We start from the raw sequence: 20621 nt of genomic DNA on the forward strand, positions 1-20621 counted from the left end.
TCACCGCGAGAGGTTGACTAATTGGCAACCTCTCGCCTATATTTGTTTTGTTGCCAGATAGTCAACTTCAGGAAGAAGTATGCACTTGATCTCACTCAAAGCCCTGAGCGAAGCCAGCCAACGATTTCCGCAGCATTCACAAGAACTGCTGATGCTGGCGCGGATTATTGAAAAAGGGCATTTCCCAACTCCTGAATCGCTCAGGAAAATTTACCCAACACTCGATAACTTCAAGTATCTCGACAAGCACTACGTCATTAACATCGCCCGCAATGAGTTGCGTTTGATCGCGTTAATATTTTTTGAAAGCCAGAAATTTTACGTTCGCGACATCATGACCCATGCCGATTATCTGAGGTTTACCGAAACCCATCGAGGAAAGAAAAGATGATAGCAGATGCACTGAAAGCCACCGAAGCGTTGAAAGCTGCCGTGCCGCTTCTAGCGGGGAACGCTGGCGAAAAAGAGTATTCCGAAGCATTGGAACTGATGGAATATCTGCTGCTGAACGACCCGACCAGCCCACTGCTGGATCTACTCAGCCTAAAAATTTCTCAATACGAAAACGCCTTGCCTGAAGTCATCGCCTTTCGTGAACAAATGGATGCGCTGCCACCTGGTATTGCGGTGTTGAAAACCCTGATGGATCAGCACCAATTGAATCAAAGCGATTTTCAGCAAGAGATTGGTAGTAAATCGATGGTTTCCCGCGTTTTACGCGGTGAGCGGCAACTCACTACAGAGCACATCAGAAAACTGTCTCAACGTTTCGGCATTTCTCCAGCACTCTTTATCTAACCCTCACTCGGCTTGAGTGAGGGTTATCTTAGGGCTTTTAGCTCGTCATACCCAACGCATGCGGCAGCCACAGAGAAACGGCCGGAATGTAGGTCACCATTGCCAGCACCACCAACAACACGGCGTAGAACGGTAGCATCGCTCGCACCACCACTTCGATTTTCTGTTTACTCACCGCACTTGCCACAAACAACACCGAACCGACTGGCGGCGTTATCAGGCCAATCCCGAGGTTCACCATCATGATCATACCGAAATGCACCGGGTCGATGCCCAGCGAATTAGTCACCGGCAGCAATACTGGCGTCAGGATCAGGATAATCGGTGCCATGTCCATCAACGTGCCAATCAACAACAACATGATGTTGAGGTACATCAGGATCACGTATTTGTTATCAGACAGAGAAGTGAAGAATTCCGTGATACGTGAAGGCAACTGCATGTAAGTCATTACCGCGCCAAAAGCGGCGGCAAAACCAATCAAAATCATGACGATAGAGACAGTTTTTACCGTGCGGAACATCAGTTTCGGCAATTCGTTCCACTTGTAATCGCGATAGATAAACATGGTGACGAAGAACGCCCAAACACAGGCCACCGCCGCAGATTCTGTCGCAGTAAATACCCCCGTCAGAATCCCGCCAAGAATGATAACAACTGTCATCAAACCCCACAGCGCATCGAAGAAAATTTTCGCCGCTTGTTTGAAGGGAATACGTTCGCCCTTTGGATAACCCCGTTTATGGGCAAAGCCAAGACACATGACCATTAGCGATACACCGAGTAATAATCCCGGCAGAACGCCTGCGATAAACAACGTGGCAATAGAAACCGTGCCGCCTGCCGCCAGGGAATAAATCACCGAGTTATGGCTTGGTGGGATCAAGATTGCCTGCACCGATCCGCTCGCGGTCACTGCCGCAGCGTATTCACGCGGATAACCCTTTCTCTCCATTTCCGGGATCATCACGCTGCCGATGGAAGCCGTATCTGCAACCGACGATCCGGAAATCGCACCAAAGAACGTAGAAGCGACGATATTCACCAGCGACAACCCGCCGCGAATAAAGCCCACGAAGATATACGCAAAGTTGACCAGGCGACGGGCGATCCCCCCTTCTGCCATTATCGCGCCCGCCAGAATGAAGAACGGAATCGCCAGCAGGGTAAATTTATTCACCCCACTGGTAATTTGAATCATGATCGCTTCCAGCGGTAAATCTATCCATAACGCTCCGACGATGGCGCTTAGCCCAACAGCAAAGGCTACGGGCATTCCCACCGCGAGTAGCACCGCAAGCGTTGCTAATAATATAAATGCGTCCATGTTTTCCCCTGACCTTAGCCGTGATTACCCAGCAACACTATTGGGCGGTTCTCTTGAGAGCCGAACAGTAATCGCTCAACAACAAACAGAATCATCAAAATCGCGCCCACAGGCAGCGGAAGATAGGTTTGACCGGACGTGAGAAGCGGGAATTCGGCAACAGGCTGTTCCCATAAATCCGCGCACAGATAGAAGCTGTAATAGAACATCACCAGCGAAATCAGCAGCATTAGCAAGTCGACCAGGCGTGCGCAAAACGTCTGCGCAGCCTGCGGCAGACGGTCTGTCAGCATATTCACAGCGATGTGGGAACCGGCGCGGTAACTCACCGCCGCGCCGATAAACGTGAAGGTCACCATGCAGATTATCGCCACCGGTTCCGGCCAGGATTCCCCACGGTTCAGCACATAACGCGAGAAAATCCCAATCGGAATAATGATTGTCATCACCAATAGCGACAGCCCGGCGACAATCATCGCCAGCAAATAAACTTTATCCATCAAGTCAGAGTAGCGTTGCGACATAAAGTAAACCTCCACGGCCCCAAAAGTTACTGAACGTCAGCAATGGCTTTCATCAATTCCTGATGCTTATCGCCGTACTCTTTACGTACCGGTTCAGTCGCTTTCACAAACCAGGCTTTGTCGATTTCGTGGAACTGAACACCACCAGCTTTCATTTTTTCCAGCGCTTGTGTGTTGTAGGCATTCCACAATTGGCGCTGTTCCATTTGCGCATCACGAGCCAGCTTCAGAATTTTTTGCTGTTGGTCAGGTGTCAGCTTGTCCCATTTCACTTTGGAGTAAAGCAGCATTTCTGGCGTGATGAAGTGGCCGCTCAGAGTGTAGTTTTTGGCAACCGGCATGTAGTTATGGGCAATAAAAGTTGGCGGGTTGTTTTCAGCACCGTCGATGACCCCGGTTTGCATCCCGCTATACACTTCGCTCACGCCCATCGCGACTGAGTTTGCCCCCATGTCTTTGAGTGTTGCCAGCGCAACTGGGCTGCCCTGAACGCGGATTTTCATTCCTTTAAGATCTTCGGGTTTCACTACCGGGTTTTTAGTAATCAGGTTACGCGTGCCGGAGTCCATCCAGCCGAGGAACACCAGGCGGGATTTCGGGTTGTTAGTCAGTTTGTCGCCGATTTGTTTGCCCAAATCACCGTCGATAACTTTATGCATATGGTCTTCATCGCGGAACACGTACGGCAGAGTAAAGACTTCTACATCAGGCAGGATCGCCGCAACGGGTGCCATCGAAACACGGATAATGTCGATTGCCCCCATTTGCGCCTGTTCAATCATCTGTTTTTCATCCCCTAACACACCGCTTGGGAACACTTTAATTTCTAAATCACCGTTAGTTTCTTGTTTGAGTTTTTCACCCATGTGCTGAACCGCAACTACGTTTGGATACCCTTCCGGGTGAACGTCAGCGGCTTTTATCACTTGTGCGAAAGCAGATTGCGCAAAAAAAACTGACGCGGTAGACAGACATAAACCAGCAAAAGCAGGCAGAAAGGTCTTCTTCATTGTGTCGCTCCAGCAGAGGTAGAGATGTGGGGTAAGAAATAAAACAATGTTTTAATTTGTCGTTTAAAAACTAGCCTAAGTGAAGAAAAGCGTGGGTGAAGCACTTCACAAAAAGCGACAAAAAAATGAAATTAGGGTTCAGGAGAGATGCAAAGAGGGTTCAGAAGCCCAAAGCGGGGAGCAAAGGGCTTGCGCGGTGTTACTGCCCTTTACGCAATAAGTATTGGTAAGGCAATGATTCCACTTGTTTGGCAAGCAGTTCGTGTTCCATGAAAATGCAAAATCCAGGAATATCACGCGTGGTTGCTGGGTCATCAGCAATCACCAGCAGGGTTTCGCCAGGCTGCATACTACGCACGGTTTTACGCACCATCATTACCGGTTCCGGGCAACGCAGGCCCAGGGCGTCAAGCATGTGGTCAGGATTAGAAAAAAGATCGGTCATGGGAAAGCTCGCAATTAACAAACCGCGATAGTTTACGCCGGGAAGATTCTCGCGCAAGTCACGTGAACGATTGCGCTAAAATTAACCATTGCAAAGCGGGGGTAAAGCAGTATCATCGCCCCCGCTTTAAAAAAGACCAGGGTTCCCTCACCCCTTTCACTAAAAAGGCTACAAAATGACGCAGTTCAATTCTACTCAGCGCACTAAAGCGCTGTTCTGGCTATCGCTATTCCATTTGCTGGTGATCACATCCAGCAACTATCTGGTGCAATTACCGGTTTCGGTTTTTGGGTTCCATACCACCTGGGGCGCGTTTAGCTTTCCGTTTATCTTCCTCGCAACCGATCTGACGGTACGCATTTTTGGCGCTCCGCTGGCTCGCCGCATTATTTTTGCCGTGATGCTCCCCGCGCTGGTGATTTCCTATGCCATTTCCGCGCTGTTTTATATGGGAACATGGCAAGGGTTCGATGCACTGCTGCACTTTAATCTGTTTGTCGCTCGTATCGCTGTCGCCAGCTTTATGGCCTACGCGTTGGGGCAGATACTGGATGTGCATGTGTTTAATCGCCTGCGCCAGAGCCGTTATTGGTGGCTTGCACCCACAGCATCGACCTTGTTCGGGAATATCAGCGACACGCTTTCCTTCTTCTTTATCGCTTTCTGGCGCAGCCCGGATGCCTTTATGGCGCAGCATTGGGTGGAAATCGCAGTTGTGGATTACTGCTTCAAAGTGCTTATCAGCATCGTGTTCTTCCTGCCGATGTACGGCGTAGTGCTGAATATGTTGTTGAAACGGCTGGCAGATAAGTCTGAAAACTCAGCCTTACAGCCCGGTTGACGGTGGTTGAATTATCTTGTGATAAGATGCGCAGAAGGCCGCAAAGGCTTGCTAACGTAAAGGAAGAAGTCATGGGTAACCTGGTAAAATATGTCGGTATCGGCCTGCTGGTATTGGGCCTGGCCGCTTGCGATAACAACGACAGCAAAACGGCGACAGCGAACGATGCGGCGCAGGCTAGCGCAGCCAGTCAGCCGGTCAGTCTGCTGGATGGGAAAATCAGCTTTGCACTCCCCGCCGATATGACCGATCAGAGCGGTAAATTAGGCACTCAGGCAAATAACATGCACGTTTATTCTGACGCTACCGGTCAGAAAGCAGTGATTGTGATTGTGGGTGAGAACACGCCAGACGATCTGGCCGCCCTGGCAAAACGCCTTGAAGATCAACAGCGTGCTCGTGACCCACAACTGCAAGTCGTGACCAATAAATCCGTCGAGATTAAAGGCCACACGCTGCAACAGTTAGACAGCGTTATCTCCGCCAAAGGCCAGACGGCTTACTCGTCTGTTATCCTGGGTAAAGTTGATAACCAACTGTTAACTATGCAAATTACACTGCCTGCTGATAACCAGCAAGCGGCGCAAACTGCGGCAGAAAACATCATTAATACCATCACCATCAAGTAATTACGGTTGTGATGATGAGACGGCCTCCGGTTCTTCAACCGGGGGCCGTTTTTTTAACAGCCATGCCATTAATAGCGCGATGCAAACCAGCACCGCCGCTGCCAGATAAATCACCGAGACGCCCGCGTAAACCATCACAAATCCGGCTAATGGCCCGGTGATCCCCAGCGATAAATCCATAAACACGGTGTAGGTCGCCAGCGCGCTACCCTGGTTTTGTTGCGGCACCATTTTCACAGCAACCACACCCAACGCCGGGAACACCAATGAAAAACCTGCCCCCGTCAAAAATGTGCCGACTTTTGCCATCCAAGGTTCGTGCGCAAAGCCCACTAACAGCAACCCGATAATCTCCACCGAGAAGCAAATCATCGCCACGTTCAGGCCGCCAAGCCGGTTAATACCGTTAGGGAACAGTAAGCGAGTGCCCACAAATGCGCAGCTAAAGAGGGTGAGTGCAAAGGCCGCGCCGTCCCAACCTTTGGCGTCGTAAAACAGGGTGATGAAGGTGGCGATAACGCCAAATCCTGCGGACGCCAGTGCCAGCGCCATGCCGTAGGGCCAGACTCGCCCGAGCACCGCACGAAACGGCAGTGGCTTGCCCTTGCTGGCTTTCACCGCCGGGCGAGGAATGGCCAGCAGCACCGCAATCAGCGCCACCGCCATAATGATTCCCGCCAGTAATTTCAGCCCGCCGAAGTGATAAAACAGCACCCCCAGCGGTGCGCCCATCGCCATCGCGCCATAGGTCACGATGCCATTCCAGGAGATCACCCGCCCGATGTGCAGCGAGCCGACAACTCCGACGCCCCAAAGCGTTGAACCGGTTCCTGCAAAACTTTGCCCAATCCCCAAAATCACGCGCCCAAGGCACAGTAGAACCAGACTCGCCAGCGGCCATGCACTGCCAAACGCCGCCAGCAAGTAGCTCGCACCACTGAGAAAACAGCCGCACAAACCGAATATAACGATCTTTTTCGGGCCAAGAATATCCGCGTAACGCCCCGCATGTGGGCGACTGAGCAGCGTGGCGAAATATTGCAGGCTAATCACCAGCCCCGCCCAAAACGCGCTGTATCCCATAACGTCATGCACGTAGCCCGGCAACACTGCGAGCGGCAGGCCTATCGTCATATAGCTGGCAAAATTGAACATCACGACAGAAACAATCTGTAGATTGAGTCGGAAACTACTTACTACCGGGGCGGGTGTCAGGTCAGGCATGGTTAATCACTTTTAAAACAGCGTTCCTCAGTATAACCATGTCGTGATTCACATTTCAGCAACAGACTTTCAGACTCGACCTGCGAGTGAGAAACAAACGAAGCGCTACACTAAGAAGATCCCTCGAACACAGGATCTTTTCATGGTTTCTCCAGAACCCGACAAAACCGGGCTACACATTCTCATTAAGCTTTCTGCTCTGGTGATTATTCTTGCCGGGATTCATGCGGCCGCAGACATTATCGTCCAGCTTTTATTGGCCCTGTTTTTTGCCATTGTCTTAAACCCCTTAGTCACCTGGCTAATTCGCAGGGGAGTGAACCGTCCGCTGGCTATTTCAATGGTCGTGTTTGCCATGTTGGTCGTGCTGACCATGCTGGTTGGTGTGCTGGCAGCGTCGATGAGCGAGTTTGTCGATATGCTGCCCAAGTACAATAAAATGCTGACGCAAAAAGTTTTTGAGCTCGAAAAGATGCTGCCGTTTATGCATCTGCGATTATCACCTGAGCGCATGTTGCAGCGTATGGATTCTGAGAAAGTGATGTCGTATGCCACGACACTCATGACCAGCCTTTCCGGTGCGATGGCCAGTATTTTACTGCTGGTTATGACCGTGGTGTTTATGTTGTTCGAAGTGCGCCACGTTCCCTATAAACTCCGTTTTGCCCTTTCCAATCCGAAAATTCACATCGCCAGCCTGCACCGTGCTTTAAAAGGCGTGACGCATTACCTGGCCCTCAAAACATTAATAAGCCTGTGGACCGGGCTGATTATCTGGCTTGGGCTGGAACTGATGGGCGTGCAGTTTGCGCTAATGTGGGGCGTGCTGGGGTTCTTGCTGAATTACATTCCTAACATCGGTTCGGTTATTTCTGCGATTCCACCGATGATTCAGGCATTTTTGTTCAACGGCACTTACGAAATGGTGCTGGTCGGTGCGTTATTCCTGGCGGTACACATGGTGCTGGGAAATATTGTCGAGCCACGCATGATGGGCCGCGGGCTGGGGATGTCGACGTTCGTGGTTTTCCTTTCGTTACTATTCTGGGGCTGGCTGCTCGGCCCGGTCGGCATGTTACTTTCCGTGCCGCTCACCAGCGTGTGCAAAATCTTGATGGAAACCACACAAGGTGGCGGAAAACTGGCGGTGTTACTTGGCCCAGGACGGCCCAAATCTCGATTGCCGGGATAGGCTCAGTATTCGCACGGTGGTAAGTTAAGGTTCTACCGGGGATAAGAAAACGGAGTTACAAACCCATGCCTAATATCACGCTTACCACCATCAAGCAGCCTGAAATCTATCTCAACGTCCCGAGTGTTGGGTTAAACGATCGGACGATTCAGGAGCGCTTGCGCAAAATTTTGCAGGGAATGGCGCAGCAGAATCTCGATTCGCTAGTCGTTTACGCAGACAAAGAACATGGCGGGAATTTTGAGTATCTGACCGGTTTCATTCCGCGATTTGAAGAAGGTTTGTTGGTGCTGCATAAAAATGGCGAGGCGGTGCTGGTGCTCGGCAATGAAAACCTTAAGCTGGCGCAATTCTCCAGAACGCCCGCTAAAGTGGTTCATGCTCCGTGGTTTTCACTGCCAAACCAGCCGATGGACACCGCACTTTCGCTCAGTGACTTGCTAAAGCAAGCCGGACTGGATGGACAACAGCGCGTCGGGATCGCGGGCTGGAAGCTGTTCACCGGCAACCACGACAACAACTCGTCACTGTTCGACATCCCGACTTTTATTTTCCATGCCCTTCAGGCTGCGCTCACTCCAGAATGCGAGCTGCTTAATGCCACCGGGCTGTTTATCTCGCCGCGCAATGGCGCACGCATTATTAATAATGCCAACGAAATCGCCCATTACGAATACGGCGCAAATCTGGCATCAACGGCGGCACTAACCGCCCTAAACGCAATTGACCTGGGTAAAACAGAAAAATCGATTGCCGCACTGCTTGCCGCTGAAGGGCAGGCAAACAACGTCGTAACCATAGCCGCGACGGGCGATCGCTTCGAAAACGCCAATTTGTATCCTTCCGATAAGCACATCCAACAAGGCGATAAATTCTCGTTAACCGTCAGCTATAAAGGCGGTTTAACCAGCCGCGCGGCTTACGTTGTGAGTAGTGCCGATGAGCTTCATCCCGACGTTAAAGATTATCTGGATGTGGTCGCCATTCCGTATTATCGCGCGGTAGTGAGCTGGCTTGAGAAGATGCATGTTGGCGTAAAAGGCCATGAAGTTTACGAACTGATTGAGCGGGTTTTACCAAAAGACGAATACCACTGGCACCTGAATCCTGGCCATTTGGTCGCCGATGAAGAGTGGCTGTGTTCGCCAATTTACCCGGCGTCAGATATTCCATTATCCAGCGGTATGCTGCTGCAAATCGACATTATTCCGTCGCGCAAAGGCTATGCCGGAGCCAGTATCGAAGACACTGTAGCACTGGCCGACAAGGCGCTTCGTGAGCAAATTAAAACCGATTATCCTGAGCTTTGGCAGCGTATTAGCGCACGCCGGGAATACATCAGCAATGTGCTTAATATTCAATTGCATGAAGATGTATTGCCGCTATCCAACACCGTTGGATATCTGCGCCCTTACCTGCTAAATAAAGATTTGGCATTAGCCTGTCAGTAAGATTAAACCTGATGTCGCCTGACTTGAGCGGCATTATCGAGCCGCCTGATGGACGGCGTGAAGCTGGCGGCGATAGTTGCCAGCAGAACCGCGGCTGCGCAAGCCAGTAAGACTTTTTCATTGCCGTAGTGCATCGCCAGCGGGCCTGCGGCAAGTTCACCCACCGGAATCGCCACAAATGAACCTAACGCGTCGTATGCGTAAACCCGCGCCAGTTTTTCCGGCGGGATATGCGTTTGCAACGATTGCGCCCACGCCACACCAAACAAACCGAAGCCCACGCCAGCGATAAAAAATACCATCATCAGGATAGGTGTCGATGGTAGCAAAGCCAGAACGACAATCGGCCCTGCGCAAAATGCCGTCAGAATTGTGCCAATAAGTAAATCGCGACGAGGCCGCCAGCGAAGCGCAATAACTGAGCCAACAATCAAGCCAGCGCTTTGTGCCGCGATGGCCATTCCCCAACCCGCGCGGCCAAATGTCTCATCAGCGACGACCGGGCCAAGTATCATCATCACGCCGCTGAAAGCCGCATTCACAATGGTAAACTGCACCACTATCGCCCAAACCCACGAGCGAGAAATAAACTCGGTCCAGCCGTCTTTTAAATCCTGCAATATGTTGGATTGCGAGCCTTGCGGTTGTGTCGAATGGATGCGGATCATCAGATAAAGTGGTGCTGATGCAGCAAATCCTAATGCATCTACTGCCAGCCCCCAGCCCGGTCCCATCACGCTGATCAACACGCCACCCAGCGACGCGCCAAGCACCGTTCCGCCGTAAATTCCCAACTGAATAAAGGCGTTGGCTTCTCGCAATGAATGTACCGGAACGGTTTGCGGAACCATTGATTGTGATGCCGGTAGCGACGCTCCCGCCGCTGCGCCATTTATCGCGCCGAGCACCGCCAATAGCGCGATGGTAGCCGATCCATCCAACACCAGGCAGGCGACAACAGCCTGAGAAACAGCGGCAATCACCGATGAGTACAACAGGACTTTGCTTCGTGCGTAGCGATCGGCGAGCACTCCGCCAATGAGCAAAAAGGCAACGTTAAAAACGGAACGTGAGGCAATCACAATACCTAAATCAGCAGCCGTTCCGCCCATATCGAGCACAGCAAAAGCCAGAGCAATGGGTGCAATACCGTTGCCCAGTACCGTTAAAAGACGCGCGAAAAATAGATTTCTGAACGAAGCGTAATGAAATGCTCGTTTTGAAGGTAGCGCTGCCGATTCCCTGCTCATTAATTTACAACCAAATCCTGCGCGCACGCCCAGGCAGATGCCCAGGCCCACTGGAAATTATACCCGCCTAACCAACCACTTACGTCCATCACTTCACCGATAAAATACAGCCCCGGCACATTACGCGCTTCCATGGTGCGGGAGCTAAGTTCGTTGGTATCCACGCCGCCAAGGGTGACTTCAGCGGTGCGATAACCTTCGGTGCCGTTAGGCTGCACACGCCAGTTTTGTAAGATTTCAAGCACTTCACTTTGTTGACGGGTATTGAGCTGTTTAAGTGTGACATCCGGTATTTGCTCAAGCTGTTGCAGGCACTCCACCAGGCGTTTTGGCAGTACCATCGCCAGCGTGTTTTTCAGGCTTTGATTTGGATGAGCGTTGCGCTGCTCGTTAAGCAATTCATCCAGATCGGTATCAGGAAGTAAGTTAACGCTCACAAACTCGCCAGGCTGCCAGTAACTCGACAGTTGCAACACCGCAGGGCCAGACAGACCACGATGCGTAAACAATAAACTTTCACGGAAGCTCACGCCGTTTTCAGCCGTAATGACGGACGGAACCGAGACGCCTGAAAGTACCTGTAGCTGTTCGAGTAACGGTTTGTGCAGCGTAAACGGCACAAGGCCTGCACGAGTTGGCAACACTTTTAGCCCAAACTGTTCAGCGATTTTATAGCCAAAAGGTGTAGCCCCCAGGCCCGGCATGGAAAGCCCGCCCGTAGCGATGACTAATTTTGCTGCCTGAACGCTGTCGCCATTTAATTGAATGGTGTAGCCGTTTTCATCACGTTCGATGCCTAACACTTCGCTACGCAGGCGCATGGTCACTTGCCCTTTATCACATTCGACCACCAGCATATCGACTATCTGTTGAGCTGATTCATCACAAAAAAGTTGGCCGAGCGTTTTCTCATGCCACGCGATACCGTGCTTACCGACCATGTCGATAAAATCCCACTGGGTGTAGCGTGCGAGCGCAGATTTGCAAAAATGAGGGTTTTGGCTGAGATAAGCTGCAGGTTCGATATAAAGGTTAGTAAAGTTGCAGCGACCTCCGCCCGACATCAGAATCTTACGGCCTGGTTTTTTACCGTTATCGATGAGTAGCACTTTGCTTCCCGCCTGCCCAGCCATCGCTGCACAGAACATTCCTGCGGCTCCCGCACCAATAATTACGGCATCAAACTTTTCCACGACCTACTCCCGACTATGCTTAATGCAAGGAATTGTAAAGATAGCGGGCTGGTCGCACCAGCTAAATGCGTCTTAACAATTGCAGGTGATTGAAAATAAATATGTAAATCTTTTCATTGTTTGACCTAGGAAGGACAAACATCAAGAAAAGTCCATATTTCTGTTGGCGCATTACGGAGTTGTCTTACATAATGCGCCGCGTTCATGTCCTCAAAATGGCGTAACGTCTATGGAATTTCTGTTTAATGGCCTGGATCTACATACCGGGCTTTTGTTATTACTTGCTCTGGCATTTGTTCTCTTCTACGAAGCGATCAACGGCTTCCATGACACTGCAAACGCAGTGGCAACCGTTATCTATACACGTGCAATGCGATCGCAACTCGCGGTGGCAATGGCGGCGTTATTTAACTTCCTCGGCGTTCTGCTCGGCGGATTGAGCGTGGCGTATGCGATTGTGCATATGTTGCCAACCGATCTGCTGTTGAACGTAGGGTCCGCTCATGGCCTCGCCATGGTGTTCTCTATGTTGCTGGCCGCTATTATCTGGAACCTCGGCACCTGGTATTTTGGTCTGCCAGCATCCAGCTCCCATACGCTAATCGGTGCCATCATTGGTATTGGTTTGACGAATGCATTAATGAACGGAACCTCCGTTGTTGATGCGCTGAATATCCCGAAAGTGATTGGGATTTTCATGTCGTTGATCCTCTCTCCAATTGTGGGTCTGGTGATTGCGGGCGGGTTAATCTTTTTGCTACGTCGCTACTGGAGCGGCACCAAAAAGCGCCGCCGTATCCACCTGACACCTGCCGAGCGTGAAAAACAAGACGGCAAGAAAAAGCCACCATTCTGGACGCGTATCGCCCTGATTATCTCCGCTATTGGCGTGAGCTTCTCTCATGGCGCAAACGACGGGCAGAAAGGTATCGGCTTAATCATGCTGGTATTGATTGGCGTTGCGCCTGCAGGCTTCGTGGTGAACATGAATGCTTCCGGTTACGACATTGCTCGTACTCGCGATGCCATTACGCACCTTGAGCAGTATTACGCGCAGCACGGCGATGCGATTAAGCACGTTGTCGATCTGAACCCAGCTATTCCAACCCCTGAAGAAGTGAAGGGTCAGGATAAGCCTGCTGAATTCCATTGTGACGCCAGCCGCGCCATGATTGCAGTGCAGCGTGCGAAAGAACTACTGGGCAATATCGACAGCTACGACAAGTTGAGCATCGAGCAGCGTAGCCATATGCGCCGCCTGCTGCTGTGCATCTCTGATACTTCAGAGAAAGTCGCTAAACTGCCGGAAACCAAACCGGACGATAAGCGCTTCCTGAAAGAGCTGAAAACTGACTTGTTGTATACCATCGAGTACGCACCAATCTGGATTATCATGGCGGTCGCTCTGGCGCTTGGCCTCGGTACTATGATTGGCTGGCGTCGTGTGGCAACAACTATCGGTGAGAAGATTGGTAAGAAAGGCATGACGTATGCGCAGGGTATGTCCGCGCAGATGACAGCCGCCGTCTCCATCGGTATTGCGAGCTACACCGGTATGCCGGTTTCTACCACTCACGTGCTTTCTTCTTCCGTAGCGGGGACGATGGTGGTTGATGGCGGCGGTTTGCAGCGTAAAACGGTAACCAACATCCTGATGGCCTGGGTGTTTACTCTGCCGGTGTCGATTCTGCTTTCTGGTTCTCTTTACTGGATTTCACTGCACTTCATTTAAGAGCGGTGTAGTCACCAGAAAGCAAAAAGCGGGTCAGTTTACTGGCCCGCTTTTTTTATGTGCTCAAACTGTCAGTGCCAAATCATCAAACCGATAAGACTAATCACCACAAGTCCGCACAGCGCGCTGGTCAAAATAAATTGGCGGCGCAGACGTTCACAGCGGCGGATAAACTCATCGTCGTGATGGTCAAGATAACGTTGAGCATAGATGTAGCCCACTAAGCGAATCTGTTTGCTTGGCTGGCCGTGTGAGGTAAAAAAACCGCCTCCATCGACATATTGGTACAGCAGCGGATCGCAACCGCGAAGTACCACCAGCAGTGCACGCAAAGATGAGTAATAGCGCGCCATATTCACGACACAAACTACACAAAGCGCCCAAAAAAGTGCGACGGTGCTGATCATCATAATACCCCTCCCGGTGAAGCCCCAGAACATCACTCCAGGGCAACCGCTCACCCCGAAAACCAGAAAGACCGTTCAGCGAGCCCAAAAAGCCGATCCGGCTCACATTACTATTCCGGAACGGCTCATTTAATAGTGTAGGAGATCCGCTAATTTTTTTGCCACATCATTAATCTTTATCAAAGCGATTAAGGCTATTTGGGGCTTCAATGTATACAGCGGTGGCACATTGACGATTTCTATCATTCGCTATAGGGTAGAAATATCATCTACAATTTAGGTCTTTAGACGCGGATGGCACAGATGCAGCGCATCGTGTTATCCGACCAGGCTGGTCATCGACAACTTATGGAAGGAGTAAAATTATGTCTTACAAACACATTCTAATCGCGGTAGATCTCTCCCCGGAGAGCAAAGTACTGGTGGAAAAAGCGGTTTCTATGGCTCGCCCATACAACGCGAAGGTTTCCCTGATTCATGTCGATGTAAATTACTCCGATCTCTATACCGGATTGATCGATGTAAATCTTGGCGATATGCAGAAACGCATTTCTGAAGAAACTCATAACGCATTGAGCGAGCTGTCAACTGGCGCAGGTTATCCAATCACTGAAACCCTGAGCGGTAGCGGCGATCTGGGCCAGGTTCTGGTAGATGCCATTAAGAAGTACGATATGGACTTAGTGGTCTGCGGGCACCACCAGGATTTCTGGAGCAAACTGATGTCTTCTGCACGTCAGCTGATCAACACCGTTCACGTTGATATGCTGATTGTTCCACTGCGCGACGAAGACGAAGATTAAGTTTAGAACGTTTAAGCCCTCACCCTAACCCTCCCCAGGAGAGGGTCGGGGTGAGGGGTGTTCTATTCCACGATTGCCGTTCCCGAATAAATATCAAACCGGTGGCCTTTGGTGACCACAGCGTTATGCGTTTCCACGCCACCGAGCGGCGGCGCGTAGTCCGGGCGTTTCACCACCACACGTTTTGTCGCCAGCTTTTGCGCAGGCAACAGCAAACCATCTGCATCTTCGTCTGGCCCCACTAGCGACTGAAACACACGCATCTCTTTCTTCACCAGCGCGCTTTTCTGCTTATGCGGGAACATCGGATCGAGATAGACCACTTCCGGGCGCGGCGTAATATCGCTCAACGCCGTCAGACTTGAAGCGTGAATCAGCTGCAAACGTTCCTGCAACCAGCCGCCAATTTCCGCATCCTGGTAACCACGGCGTAAACCGTCGTCGAGCAACGCCGCCACTACCGGATTACGCTCCAGCATTCGCACGCGGCAGCCTACAGACGCCAGCACGAACGCATCGCGCCCAAGCCCTGCTGTCGCATCGACAACATCTGGCAGATAGCCGCTTTTGATGCCAACCGCTTTTGCCACCGCTTCGCCACGCCCACCGCCAAATTTGCGGCGATGCGCCATCGCTCCAGAGACAAAATCAACAAAAATACCGCCGAGTTTTGGCTCGTCGCGCTTACGTAATTCGAGATGGTCAGGCGTCAAAACCAGCGCCATCAGGGAATCTGCATCGTGCACAAGACCCCAGCGCTCGCTCAAAAGTGATAAGGCGCCGGAGTCGGCGCCTGCTTCAGTTAATAAACAGATTTTCACAGAATGAATTAGCCCTTGATGCCGTAATGAGCCAGCATCGCATCGAGCTGCGGTTCACGGCCACGGAAGCGTTTGAACAGCTCCATTGGCTCTTCTGAACCGCCACGAGTCAGGATGTTATCAAGGAATGATTGCCCGGTTTCGCGGTTGAAAATGCCTTCTTCTTCAAAACGTGAGAACGCATCTGCCGCCAGCACATCCGCCCACAGGTAGCTGTAATAACCCGCCGCATAACCGCCAGCAAAGATATGGCTGAAGGCGTGTGGGAAACGACCCCATTTTGGCGATGGCACAACCGCAACCAGCTTCTTGATTTCAGCCAGAGTTTCCAGCACTTTCGCGCCCTGCTCCGGGTTGAATTCAGCGTGCAGACGGAAGTCGAACAGGCCGAACTCCAACTGGCGCAGAATAAACAGCGCTGCCTGGTAGTTCTTCGCCGCCAGCATTTTATCCAGTAGCTCTTTTGGCAGCGGTTCGCCAGTTTCGTAATGGCCGGAGATAAACGCCAGCGCGTCAGGCTCCCAGCACCAGTTTTCCATAAACTGGCTTGGCAACTCGACCGCATCCCACGGCACACCGTTAATACCAGAAACACCCGCCGTTTCGACTTTAGTCAGCATGTGGTGCAAACCGTGTCCGAACTCATGGAACAGCGTGATCACTTCGTCATGAGTAAACAGCGCGGGTTTGCCATTGACCGGGCGGTTGAAGTTACAGGTCAGGTAGGCGACAGGTTTTTGCAGCGAGCCATCGGCTTTACGCATCTGGCCTACGCAATCATCCATCCACGCCCCGCCGCGTTTGTTTTCGCGGGCATACAGGTCGAGATAGAAGCTGCCACGCAACTCATTTTTCTCGTCATATAGCTCGAAGAAACGCACATCGGAATGCCACACGTCGATGTCTTTGCGTTCTTTCGCGGTGATACCGTAAATGCGTTTCACCACTTCAAACAGGCCGTTTACCGCGCGATCTTCCGGGAAATATGGGCGCAGTTGTTCGTCGCTGATGCTGTACAGATGCTGTTTCTGTTTTTCGCTGTAATAGGTGATGTCCCACGGTTCCAGCTCGGTGACGTTAAATTCTTTTTGCGTGAACGCGCGCAGTTGCGCCAGTTCAGCCTCGCCCTGTGGACGCGCACGTTTAGCGAGATCGGTTAAGAACTCGAGCACCTGCTGCGGGTTTTCTGCCATTTTAGTGGCGAGAGATTTTTCCGCGTAGTCGCCAAAGCCCAGCAGCTCAGCCAATTCATGACGCAGCGCCAGAATTTCTTCCATCACTGGCGTGTTGTCCCACTTGCCTGCATTCGGGCCTTGATCGGATGCGCGAGTCGCATAGGCGCGATACATTTCTTCGCGCAGTCCACGGTTGTCGCAGTAAGTGAGCACTGGCAAATAGCTTGGGATATCCAGCGTCAGCAGCCAGCCATCTTGCTCTTTGGCTTCGGCCTGAGCGCGTGCTGCCGCCAGTGCACTTTCCGGCATACCAGAAAGTTGCGCTTCGTCAGTAATCAGTTTCGTCCAGCCTTGGGTCGCATCCAGCACGTTGTTGCTGTAGGTCGAACCCAGTTCAGACAAGCGCGCAGCGATTTCGCCATAGCGCTTTTGTTTTTCTGGCGGCAAACCGATGCCAGAAAGCTCGAAATCACGCAGTGCGTTATCAACAGCTTTTTTCTCAGCCACGCTCAGATCGGCATAAAACGCGCCATCGCGCAGGTTGCGATACGCCTGATAAAGCCCTTCGTGCTGCCCAACCCAGGTGCTGTACTCAGACAGCAGCGGCAGCGTTTGTTCGTAAGCCTCACGCAGTTCCGCGCTGTTTTGTACCGAATTCAAATGACTGACCGGCGAGAAGATGCGGCCCAGGCGGTCGTCTACTTCTGCCAGCGGCTGGCAAAGATTATCCCAGTTATAAGGCGCGCCTTGCGCTACCACGCTTTCGACTTTCGCACGGCAATCATCCAGCGCTTGCTGCACGGCTGGCACGATATGTTCAGGTTTAAGAGCGGAAAACGGCGGCAGATCGAAAGGGGTCAGCAATGGATTAGTCATAAGCGCGGTTCCTGATATCGGAGAAGTGGAGCGCGTAATGCGCTACAAAAGCAATCTTCTTAACATGAGGCTTAGTTTAGCTAATTTCAATGCCAGGCGGTGAGCATAAGGCTGTATACTGTGCAGAATAGTTGTTCTTCTTTTGTCTTTGGAAACCCTGCAAGCCATGCTCAGTTATCGCCACAGCTTTCACGCCGGCAACCACGCCGACGTACTGAAACACACCGTTCAAAGTCTGATCATCGAATCCTTAAAAGAGAAGGAAAAACCTTTTCTGTACCTGGATACTCATGCAGGCGCAGGCCGATACAAACTGAGCAGCGAGCACGCAGAGCGCACCGGTGAATATCTGGAAGGGATCGCTCGCATCTGGCAACACGATGATTTACCTGCCGAACTTGAAGCCTATATTGGTGCGGTGAAAGCCTATAACCACAGCGGCCAGCTTCGTTATTACCCAGGTTCCCCGCTGATTGCCCGCCAGCTTTTGCGCGAGCAAGACAGCCTGCAACTGACCGAACTGCACCCGTCAGATTTCCCGCTGCTGCGTTCTGAATTCCAGAAAGACAATCGCGCTCGCGTTGAACGTGCAGACGGTTACACCCAGCTTAAATCCAAACTGCCGCCAGCTTCGCGTCGTGGTCTGATTCTTATCGACCCACCGTATGAGATTAAAACTGACTACCAGGCCGTTGTGACAGGCATCAACGATGGCTATAAGCGTTTTGCGACAGGGACTTACGCCCTGTGGTATCCCGTGGTTATGCGTCAGCAAATCAAACGCATGCTGCGCGAGCTGGAAGAAACAGGCATTCGCCGCATTCTTCAAATCGAACTGGCCGTACTGCCTGATAGCGACCGCCGTGGCATGACTGCCTCCGGCATGATTGTTATCAACCCACCGTGGAAACTGGAGCAGCAAATGGCTAATGTACTGCCGTGGCTGCATAAAACCCTGGTGCCATCAGGCAACGGTTCGACCACATTGAGCTGGGTTGTGCCTGAGTAACGGCTATTGCAGCTATCGGTGGAACCATTTTCTCGGCGCGCTACAATCGCGAATATTTTTCGACTCATTAGGGAAACATCATGACCAAACATTATGACTACCTCGCCATTGGCGGCGGCAGCGGCGGTATTGCCTCCATTAACCGTGCGGCGATGTATGGAAAGAAATGCGCACTGATTGAGGCGAAAGAGCTGGGCGGTACCTGCGTAAACGTGGGTTGCGTACCGAAAAAAGTAATGTGGCACGCGGCGCAAATCGCCGAAGCTATCCACAACTACGGCCCGGATTACGGTTTCGACACCACGGTGAATAAATTCGACTGGGACAAACTGATCGCCAGCCGCACCGCATATATCGACCGCATCCACACTTCTTATGACAACGTGCTGGGTAAAAACAACGTTGATGTAATTCGCGGCTTTGCGAAATTTGTCGACGCACACACGGTCGAAGTGAACGGCGAAACCATCACCGCAGACCACATCCTGATTGCCACCGGTGGCCGCCCAAGTCGTCCGTCTATTCCAGGTGCTGAGTACGGTATTGATTCCGATGGCTTCTTCGCGCTTCCTGCGTTGCCAAAACGCATCGCGGTTGTTGGTGCAGGTTATATCGCGGTTGAAATCGCAGGCGTGGTCAACGCGCTGGGTTCTGAGACACATCTGTTTGTGCGCCAACACGCACCACTGCGTACTTTTGACCCGTTAATCGTCGAAACGCTGCTGGAAGTCATTAATACCGAAGGTCCAACGCTGCACACGCAAGCGGTGCCGAAAGCGGTTGTTAAAAATGCCGATGGTAGTTTGACGCTGCAACTGGAAGATGGCCGCTCTGAAACCGTAGATTGCCTGATTTGGGCGATTGGTCGCGAGCCGGAAACCGACAACTTCAACCTGGCAGCAACCGGTGTCAAAACCAATGCCAAAGGCTATATCGAAGTCGATAAATTCCAGAACACCAGCGTTGCGGGCATTTATGCCGTGGGCGATAACACCGGAGCCGTCGAACTGACACCAGTCGCCGTTGCGGCCGGTCGTCGCCTGTCAGAACGCCTGTTTAATAACAAGCCGGACGAGCATTTAGATTACAGCAACGTTCCTACCGTCGTATTCAGCCACCCGCCAATCGGCACGGTTGGTTTAACCGAACCGCAAGCGCGTGAGCAATACGGCGACGACAACGTGAAAGTGTACAAATCGTCCTTCACTGCGATGTATACCGCCGTGACTTCGCACCGCCAGCCATGCCGCATGAAGCTGGTTTGCGCTGGCCCGGATGAGAAAATCGTTGGTATTCACGGCATCGGTTACGGCATGGATGAAATGCTGCAAGGCTTTGCAGTGGCACTGAAAATGGGTGCGACTAAGAAAGACTTTGATAATACAGTGGCCATTCACCCGACCGGTTCGGAAGAATTCGTTACCATGAGGGGTTAGTGTAGGAAAGTCATCTCCACACCTTTAAAAATCTGGAAAACTGGCTTATTGAAGCCAGTTTTTTTATGGCTATTATTTGTGTTTCATATTCTTGTTAATCTTCAACTAACTATCTTGAGATAGTTGAATTCTTTTATATCCGATCCAAAAACTAAACAGATGAGAATAAAAATCCATCAATCACCTGTGGATATAGCGAACACATTTTTTGCTGCTTTATATGGTAAGAAATATCTAAATCTGGAATGCTCAGCTTCGCTGAAATCCATTTTTAGATCTTCCCCGAAACTTTATTTATTCTATTTTTTGTATAAGATTTGGAGATACTTACAATATGATCTATAACTGGACGGGTAAATGCTGGGCTTATGTAGCCGTTGTGATTGTTCTGTTTTCCAGGACTCCGCACTGAGAGCGAAAGTGCTTTTCCTGTCTGGGAAGCGAGAAGCCATGTGTTGATGTGTGATGCGACCGGTCT

The 20621-nt window shown here is 51.4% G+C and carries 20 protein-coding genes; 10 read left to right on the forward strand and 10 right to left on the reverse strand.

What is annotated here, in order from left to right:
- The first annotated feature begins 79 nt into the window (after nucleotides 1–79).
- Both AC0IWZ_RS20475 and AC0IWZ_RS20480 read left to right on the forward strand, forming a co-directional pair.
- Nucleotides 80–391, forward strand: coding sequence for a type II toxin-antitoxin system HigB family toxin (locus AC0IWZ_RS20475; RefSeq protein ID WP_034499546.1), 312 nt, complete (start codon nucleotides 80–82; stop codon nucleotides 389–391).
- A complete protein-coding gene (locus AC0IWZ_RS20480; RefSeq protein WP_471678590.1) occupies nucleotides 388–798 on the forward strand; it encodes a helix-turn-helix domain-containing protein in 411 nt (136 codons plus the stop codon). The genes AC0IWZ_RS20475 and AC0IWZ_RS20480 overlap by 4 nt, the downstream gene beginning before the upstream one ends.
- A gap of 37 nt (nucleotides 799–835) precedes the next feature.
- Here AC0IWZ_RS20480 and AC0IWZ_RS20485 read toward each other — a convergent pair whose 3' ends face one another.
- From AC0IWZ_RS20485 to tusA, 4 genes are all read right to left on the reverse strand, one after another.
- Entirely contained in the window at nucleotides 836–2125 is a 1290-nt protein-coding gene (locus AC0IWZ_RS20485; RefSeq protein ID WP_034499550.1) for a TRAP transporter large permease, read from the reverse strand.
- A gap of 14 nt (nucleotides 2126–2139) precedes the next feature.
- Nucleotides 2140–2649: a TRAP transporter small permease gene (locus tag AC0IWZ_RS20490; RefSeq protein ID WP_115626890.1), complete on the reverse strand. Its 510-nt coding sequence runs from the start codon at nucleotides 2647–2649 to the stop codon at nucleotides 2140–2142.
- A 26-nt stretch (nucleotides 2650–2675) separates the two neighbouring features.
- A complete protein-coding gene (locus AC0IWZ_RS20495) occupies nucleotides 2676–3659 on the reverse strand; it encodes a TRAP transporter substrate-binding protein (RefSeq protein WP_471678589.1) in 984 nt (327 codons plus the stop codon).
- Between the two features lie 199 nt (nucleotides 3660–3858).
- Nucleotides 3859–4104, reverse strand: coding sequence for a sulfurtransferase TusA (tusA, locus tag AC0IWZ_RS20500; RefSeq protein ID WP_471678588.1), 246 nt, complete (start codon nucleotides 4102–4104; stop codon nucleotides 3859–3861).
- 175 nt (nucleotides 4105–4279) lie between these two features.
- Here tusA and AC0IWZ_RS20505 point away from each other — a divergent pair, with 175 nt between their 5' ends.
- Both AC0IWZ_RS20505 and AC0IWZ_RS20510 read left to right on the forward strand, forming a co-directional pair.
- Nucleotides 4280–4945: a 7-cyano-7-deazaguanine/7-aminomethyl-7-deazaguanine transporter gene (locus tag AC0IWZ_RS20505; RefSeq protein ID WP_034499558.1), complete on the forward strand. Its 666-nt coding sequence runs from the start codon at nucleotides 4280–4282 to the stop codon at nucleotides 4943–4945.
- 71 nt (nucleotides 4946–5016) lie between these two features.
- Complete coding sequence (locus AC0IWZ_RS20510) at nucleotides 5017–5574, forward strand: DcrB family lipoprotein (protein ID WP_034499559.1); 558 nt, start codon at nucleotides 5017–5019, stop codon at nucleotides 5572–5574.
- Here AC0IWZ_RS20510 and AC0IWZ_RS20515 read toward each other — a convergent pair whose 3' ends face one another.
- Nucleotides 5575–6798, reverse strand: a complete 1224-nt coding sequence (locus tag AC0IWZ_RS20515; protein ID WP_034499561.1) for an MFS transporter — start codon at nucleotides 6796–6798, stop codon at nucleotides 5575–5577.
- 142 nt (nucleotides 6799–6940) lie between these two features.
- On the opposite strand from AC0IWZ_RS20515, the gene AC0IWZ_RS20520 reads away from it, so the two are divergent.
- Entirely contained in the window at nucleotides 6941–7990 is a 1050-nt protein-coding gene (locus tag AC0IWZ_RS20520) for an AI-2E family transporter (protein WP_034499563.1), read from the forward strand.
- A 65-nt stretch (nucleotides 7991–8055) separates the two neighbouring features.
- Nucleotides 8056–9441, forward strand: coding sequence for a M24 family metallopeptidase (locus AC0IWZ_RS20525; protein ID WP_471678587.1), 1386 nt, complete (start codon nucleotides 8056–8058; stop codon nucleotides 9439–9441).
- A 2-nt stretch (nucleotides 9442–9443) separates the two neighbouring features.
- Here the strand turns inward: AC0IWZ_RS20525 and AC0IWZ_RS20530 are convergent, their stop codons facing one another.
- Nucleotides 9444–10691 (reverse strand): MFS transporter, encoded by a 1248-nt coding sequence (locus AC0IWZ_RS20530; protein ID WP_471678586.1) that lies wholly within the window; start codon nucleotides 10689–10691, stop codon nucleotides 9444–9446.
- A complete protein-coding gene (locus AC0IWZ_RS20535) occupies nucleotides 10691–11884 on the reverse strand; it encodes a BaiN/RdsA family NAD(P)/FAD-dependent oxidoreductase (protein WP_471678585.1) in 1194 nt (397 codons plus the stop codon). Before AC0IWZ_RS20535 ends, AC0IWZ_RS20530 begins: the two co-directional genes overlap by 1 nt.
- 229 nt (nucleotides 11885–12113) lie before the next feature.
- Between AC0IWZ_RS20535 and pitA the strand changes: the two genes are divergently transcribed.
- Nucleotides 12114–13616 carry an inorganic phosphate transporter PitA gene (pitA, locus tag AC0IWZ_RS20540; RefSeq protein WP_034499572.1) on the forward strand — a complete coding sequence of 501 codons (1503 nt, stop codon included), beginning with the start codon at nucleotides 12114–12116 and terminating at the stop codon, nucleotides 13614–13616.
- A gap of 71 nt (nucleotides 13617–13687) precedes the next feature.
- On the opposite strand, the gene uspB is transcribed toward pitA, so the two are convergent.
- On the reverse strand, nucleotides 13688–14023 hold the full coding sequence (uspB, locus tag AC0IWZ_RS20545; protein ID WP_034499574.1) for a universal stress protein UspB: 336 nt from the start codon (nucleotides 14021–14023) through the stop codon (nucleotides 13688–13690).
- A 365-nt stretch (nucleotides 14024–14388) separates the two neighbouring features.
- Between uspB and uspA the strand changes: the two genes are divergently transcribed.
- Nucleotides 14389–14826, forward strand: a complete 438-nt coding sequence (gene uspA, locus AC0IWZ_RS20550) for a universal stress protein UspA (RefSeq protein ID WP_034499576.1) — start codon at nucleotides 14389–14391, stop codon at nucleotides 14824–14826.
- Nucleotides 14827–14888: 62 nt separating this feature from the next.
- Here uspA and rsmJ read toward each other — a convergent pair whose 3' ends face one another.
- Nucleotides 14889–15647: a 16S rRNA (guanine(1516)-N(2))-methyltransferase RsmJ gene (gene rsmJ, locus AC0IWZ_RS20555; RefSeq protein WP_034499578.1), complete on the reverse strand. Its 759-nt coding sequence runs from the start codon at nucleotides 15645–15647 to the stop codon at nucleotides 14889–14891.
- Nucleotides 15648–15655: 8 nt separating this feature from the next.
- Entirely contained in the window at nucleotides 15656–17698 is a 2043-nt protein-coding gene (gene prlC, locus AC0IWZ_RS20560; protein ID WP_471678584.1) for an oligopeptidase A, read from the reverse strand.
- 166 nt (nucleotides 17699–17864) lie between these two features.
- On the opposite strand from prlC, the gene AC0IWZ_RS20565 reads away from it, so the two are divergent.
- Entirely contained in the window at nucleotides 17865–18707 is an 843-nt protein-coding gene (locus AC0IWZ_RS20565) for a 23S rRNA (adenine(2030)-N(6))-methyltransferase RlmJ (protein WP_034499631.1), read from the forward strand.
- Nucleotides 18708–18787: 80 nt separating this feature from the next.
- Nucleotides 18788–20143: a glutathione-disulfide reductase gene (gorA, locus tag AC0IWZ_RS20570; RefSeq protein WP_471678583.1), complete on the forward strand. Its 1356-nt coding sequence runs from the start codon at nucleotides 18788–18790 to the stop codon at nucleotides 20141–20143.
- The last annotated feature ends 478 nt before the right edge of the window (nucleotides 20144–20621 follow it).

The organism is Buttiauxella sp. AC142 (assembly GCF_979253435.1).

What these genes read in the sequence shown, in the direction of transcription:
- AC0IWZ_RS20510 (WP_034499559.1), top strand. Translation starts at nt 5,017, where the DNA reads ATGGGTAACCTGGTAAAATATGTCGGTATCGGCCTGCTGGTATTGGGC.
- AC0IWZ_RS20520 (WP_034499563.1), top strand. Translation starts at nt 6,941, where the DNA reads ATGGTTTCTCCAGAACCCGACAAAACCGGGCTACACATTCTCATTAAG.
- AC0IWZ_RS20530 (WP_471678586.1), bottom strand. Translation starts at nt 10,691, where the DNA reads ATGAGCAGGGAATCGGCAGCGCTACCTTCAAAACGAGCATTTCATTAC.
- prlC (WP_471678584.1), bottom strand. Translation starts at nt 17,698, where the DNA reads ATGACTAATCCATTGCTGACCCCTTTCGATCTGCCGCCGTTTTCCGCT.
- gorA (WP_471678583.1), top strand. Translation starts at nt 18,788, where the DNA reads ATGACCAAACATTATGACTACCTCGCCATTGGCGGCGGCAGCGGCGGT.
- AC0IWZ_RS20490 (WP_115626890.1), bottom strand. Translation starts at nt 2,649, where the DNA reads ATGTCGCAACGCTACTCTGACTTGATGGATAAAGTTTATTTGCTGGCG.
- AC0IWZ_RS20525 (WP_471678587.1), top strand. Translation starts at nt 8,056, where the DNA reads ATGCCTAATATCACGCTTACCACCATCAAGCAGCCTGAAATCTATCTC.
- uspA (WP_034499576.1), top strand. Translation starts at nt 14,389, where the DNA reads ATGTCTTACAAACACATTCTAATCGCGGTAGATCTCTCCCCGGAGAGC.
- AC0IWZ_RS20475 (WP_034499546.1), top strand. Translation starts at nt 80, where the DNA reads ATGCACTTGATCTCACTCAAAGCCCTGAGCGAAGCCAGCCAACGATTT.
- tusA (WP_471678588.1), bottom strand. Translation starts at nt 4,104, where the DNA reads ATGACCGATCTTTTTTCTAATCCTGACCACATGCTTGACGCCCTGGGC.
- AC0IWZ_RS20565 (WP_034499631.1), top strand. Translation starts at nt 17,865, where the DNA reads ATGCTCAGTTATCGCCACAGCTTTCACGCCGGCAACCACGCCGACGTA.
- uspB (WP_034499574.1), bottom strand. Translation starts at nt 14,023, where the DNA reads ATGATCAGCACCGTCGCACTTTTTTGGGCGCTTTGTGTAGTTTGTGTC.
- AC0IWZ_RS20485 (WP_034499550.1), bottom strand. Translation starts at nt 2,125, where the DNA reads ATGGACGCATTTATATTATTAGCAACGCTTGCGGTGCTACTCGCGGTG.
- AC0IWZ_RS20495 (WP_471678589.1), bottom strand. Translation starts at nt 3,659, where the DNA reads ATGAAGAAGACCTTTCTGCCTGCTTTTGCTGGTTTATGTCTGTCTACC.
- pitA (WP_034499572.1), top strand. Translation starts at nt 12,114, where the DNA reads ATGGAATTTCTGTTTAATGGCCTGGATCTACATACCGGGCTTTTGTTA.
- AC0IWZ_RS20480 (WP_471678590.1), top strand. Translation starts at nt 388, where the DNA reads ATGATAGCAGATGCACTGAAAGCCACCGAAGCGTTGAAAGCTGCCGTG.
- AC0IWZ_RS20515 (WP_034499561.1), bottom strand. Translation starts at nt 6,798, where the DNA reads ATGCCTGACCTGACACCCGCCCCGGTAGTAAGTAGTTTCCGACTCAAT.
- AC0IWZ_RS20505 (WP_034499558.1), top strand. Translation starts at nt 4,280, where the DNA reads ATGACGCAGTTCAATTCTACTCAGCGCACTAAAGCGCTGTTCTGGCTA.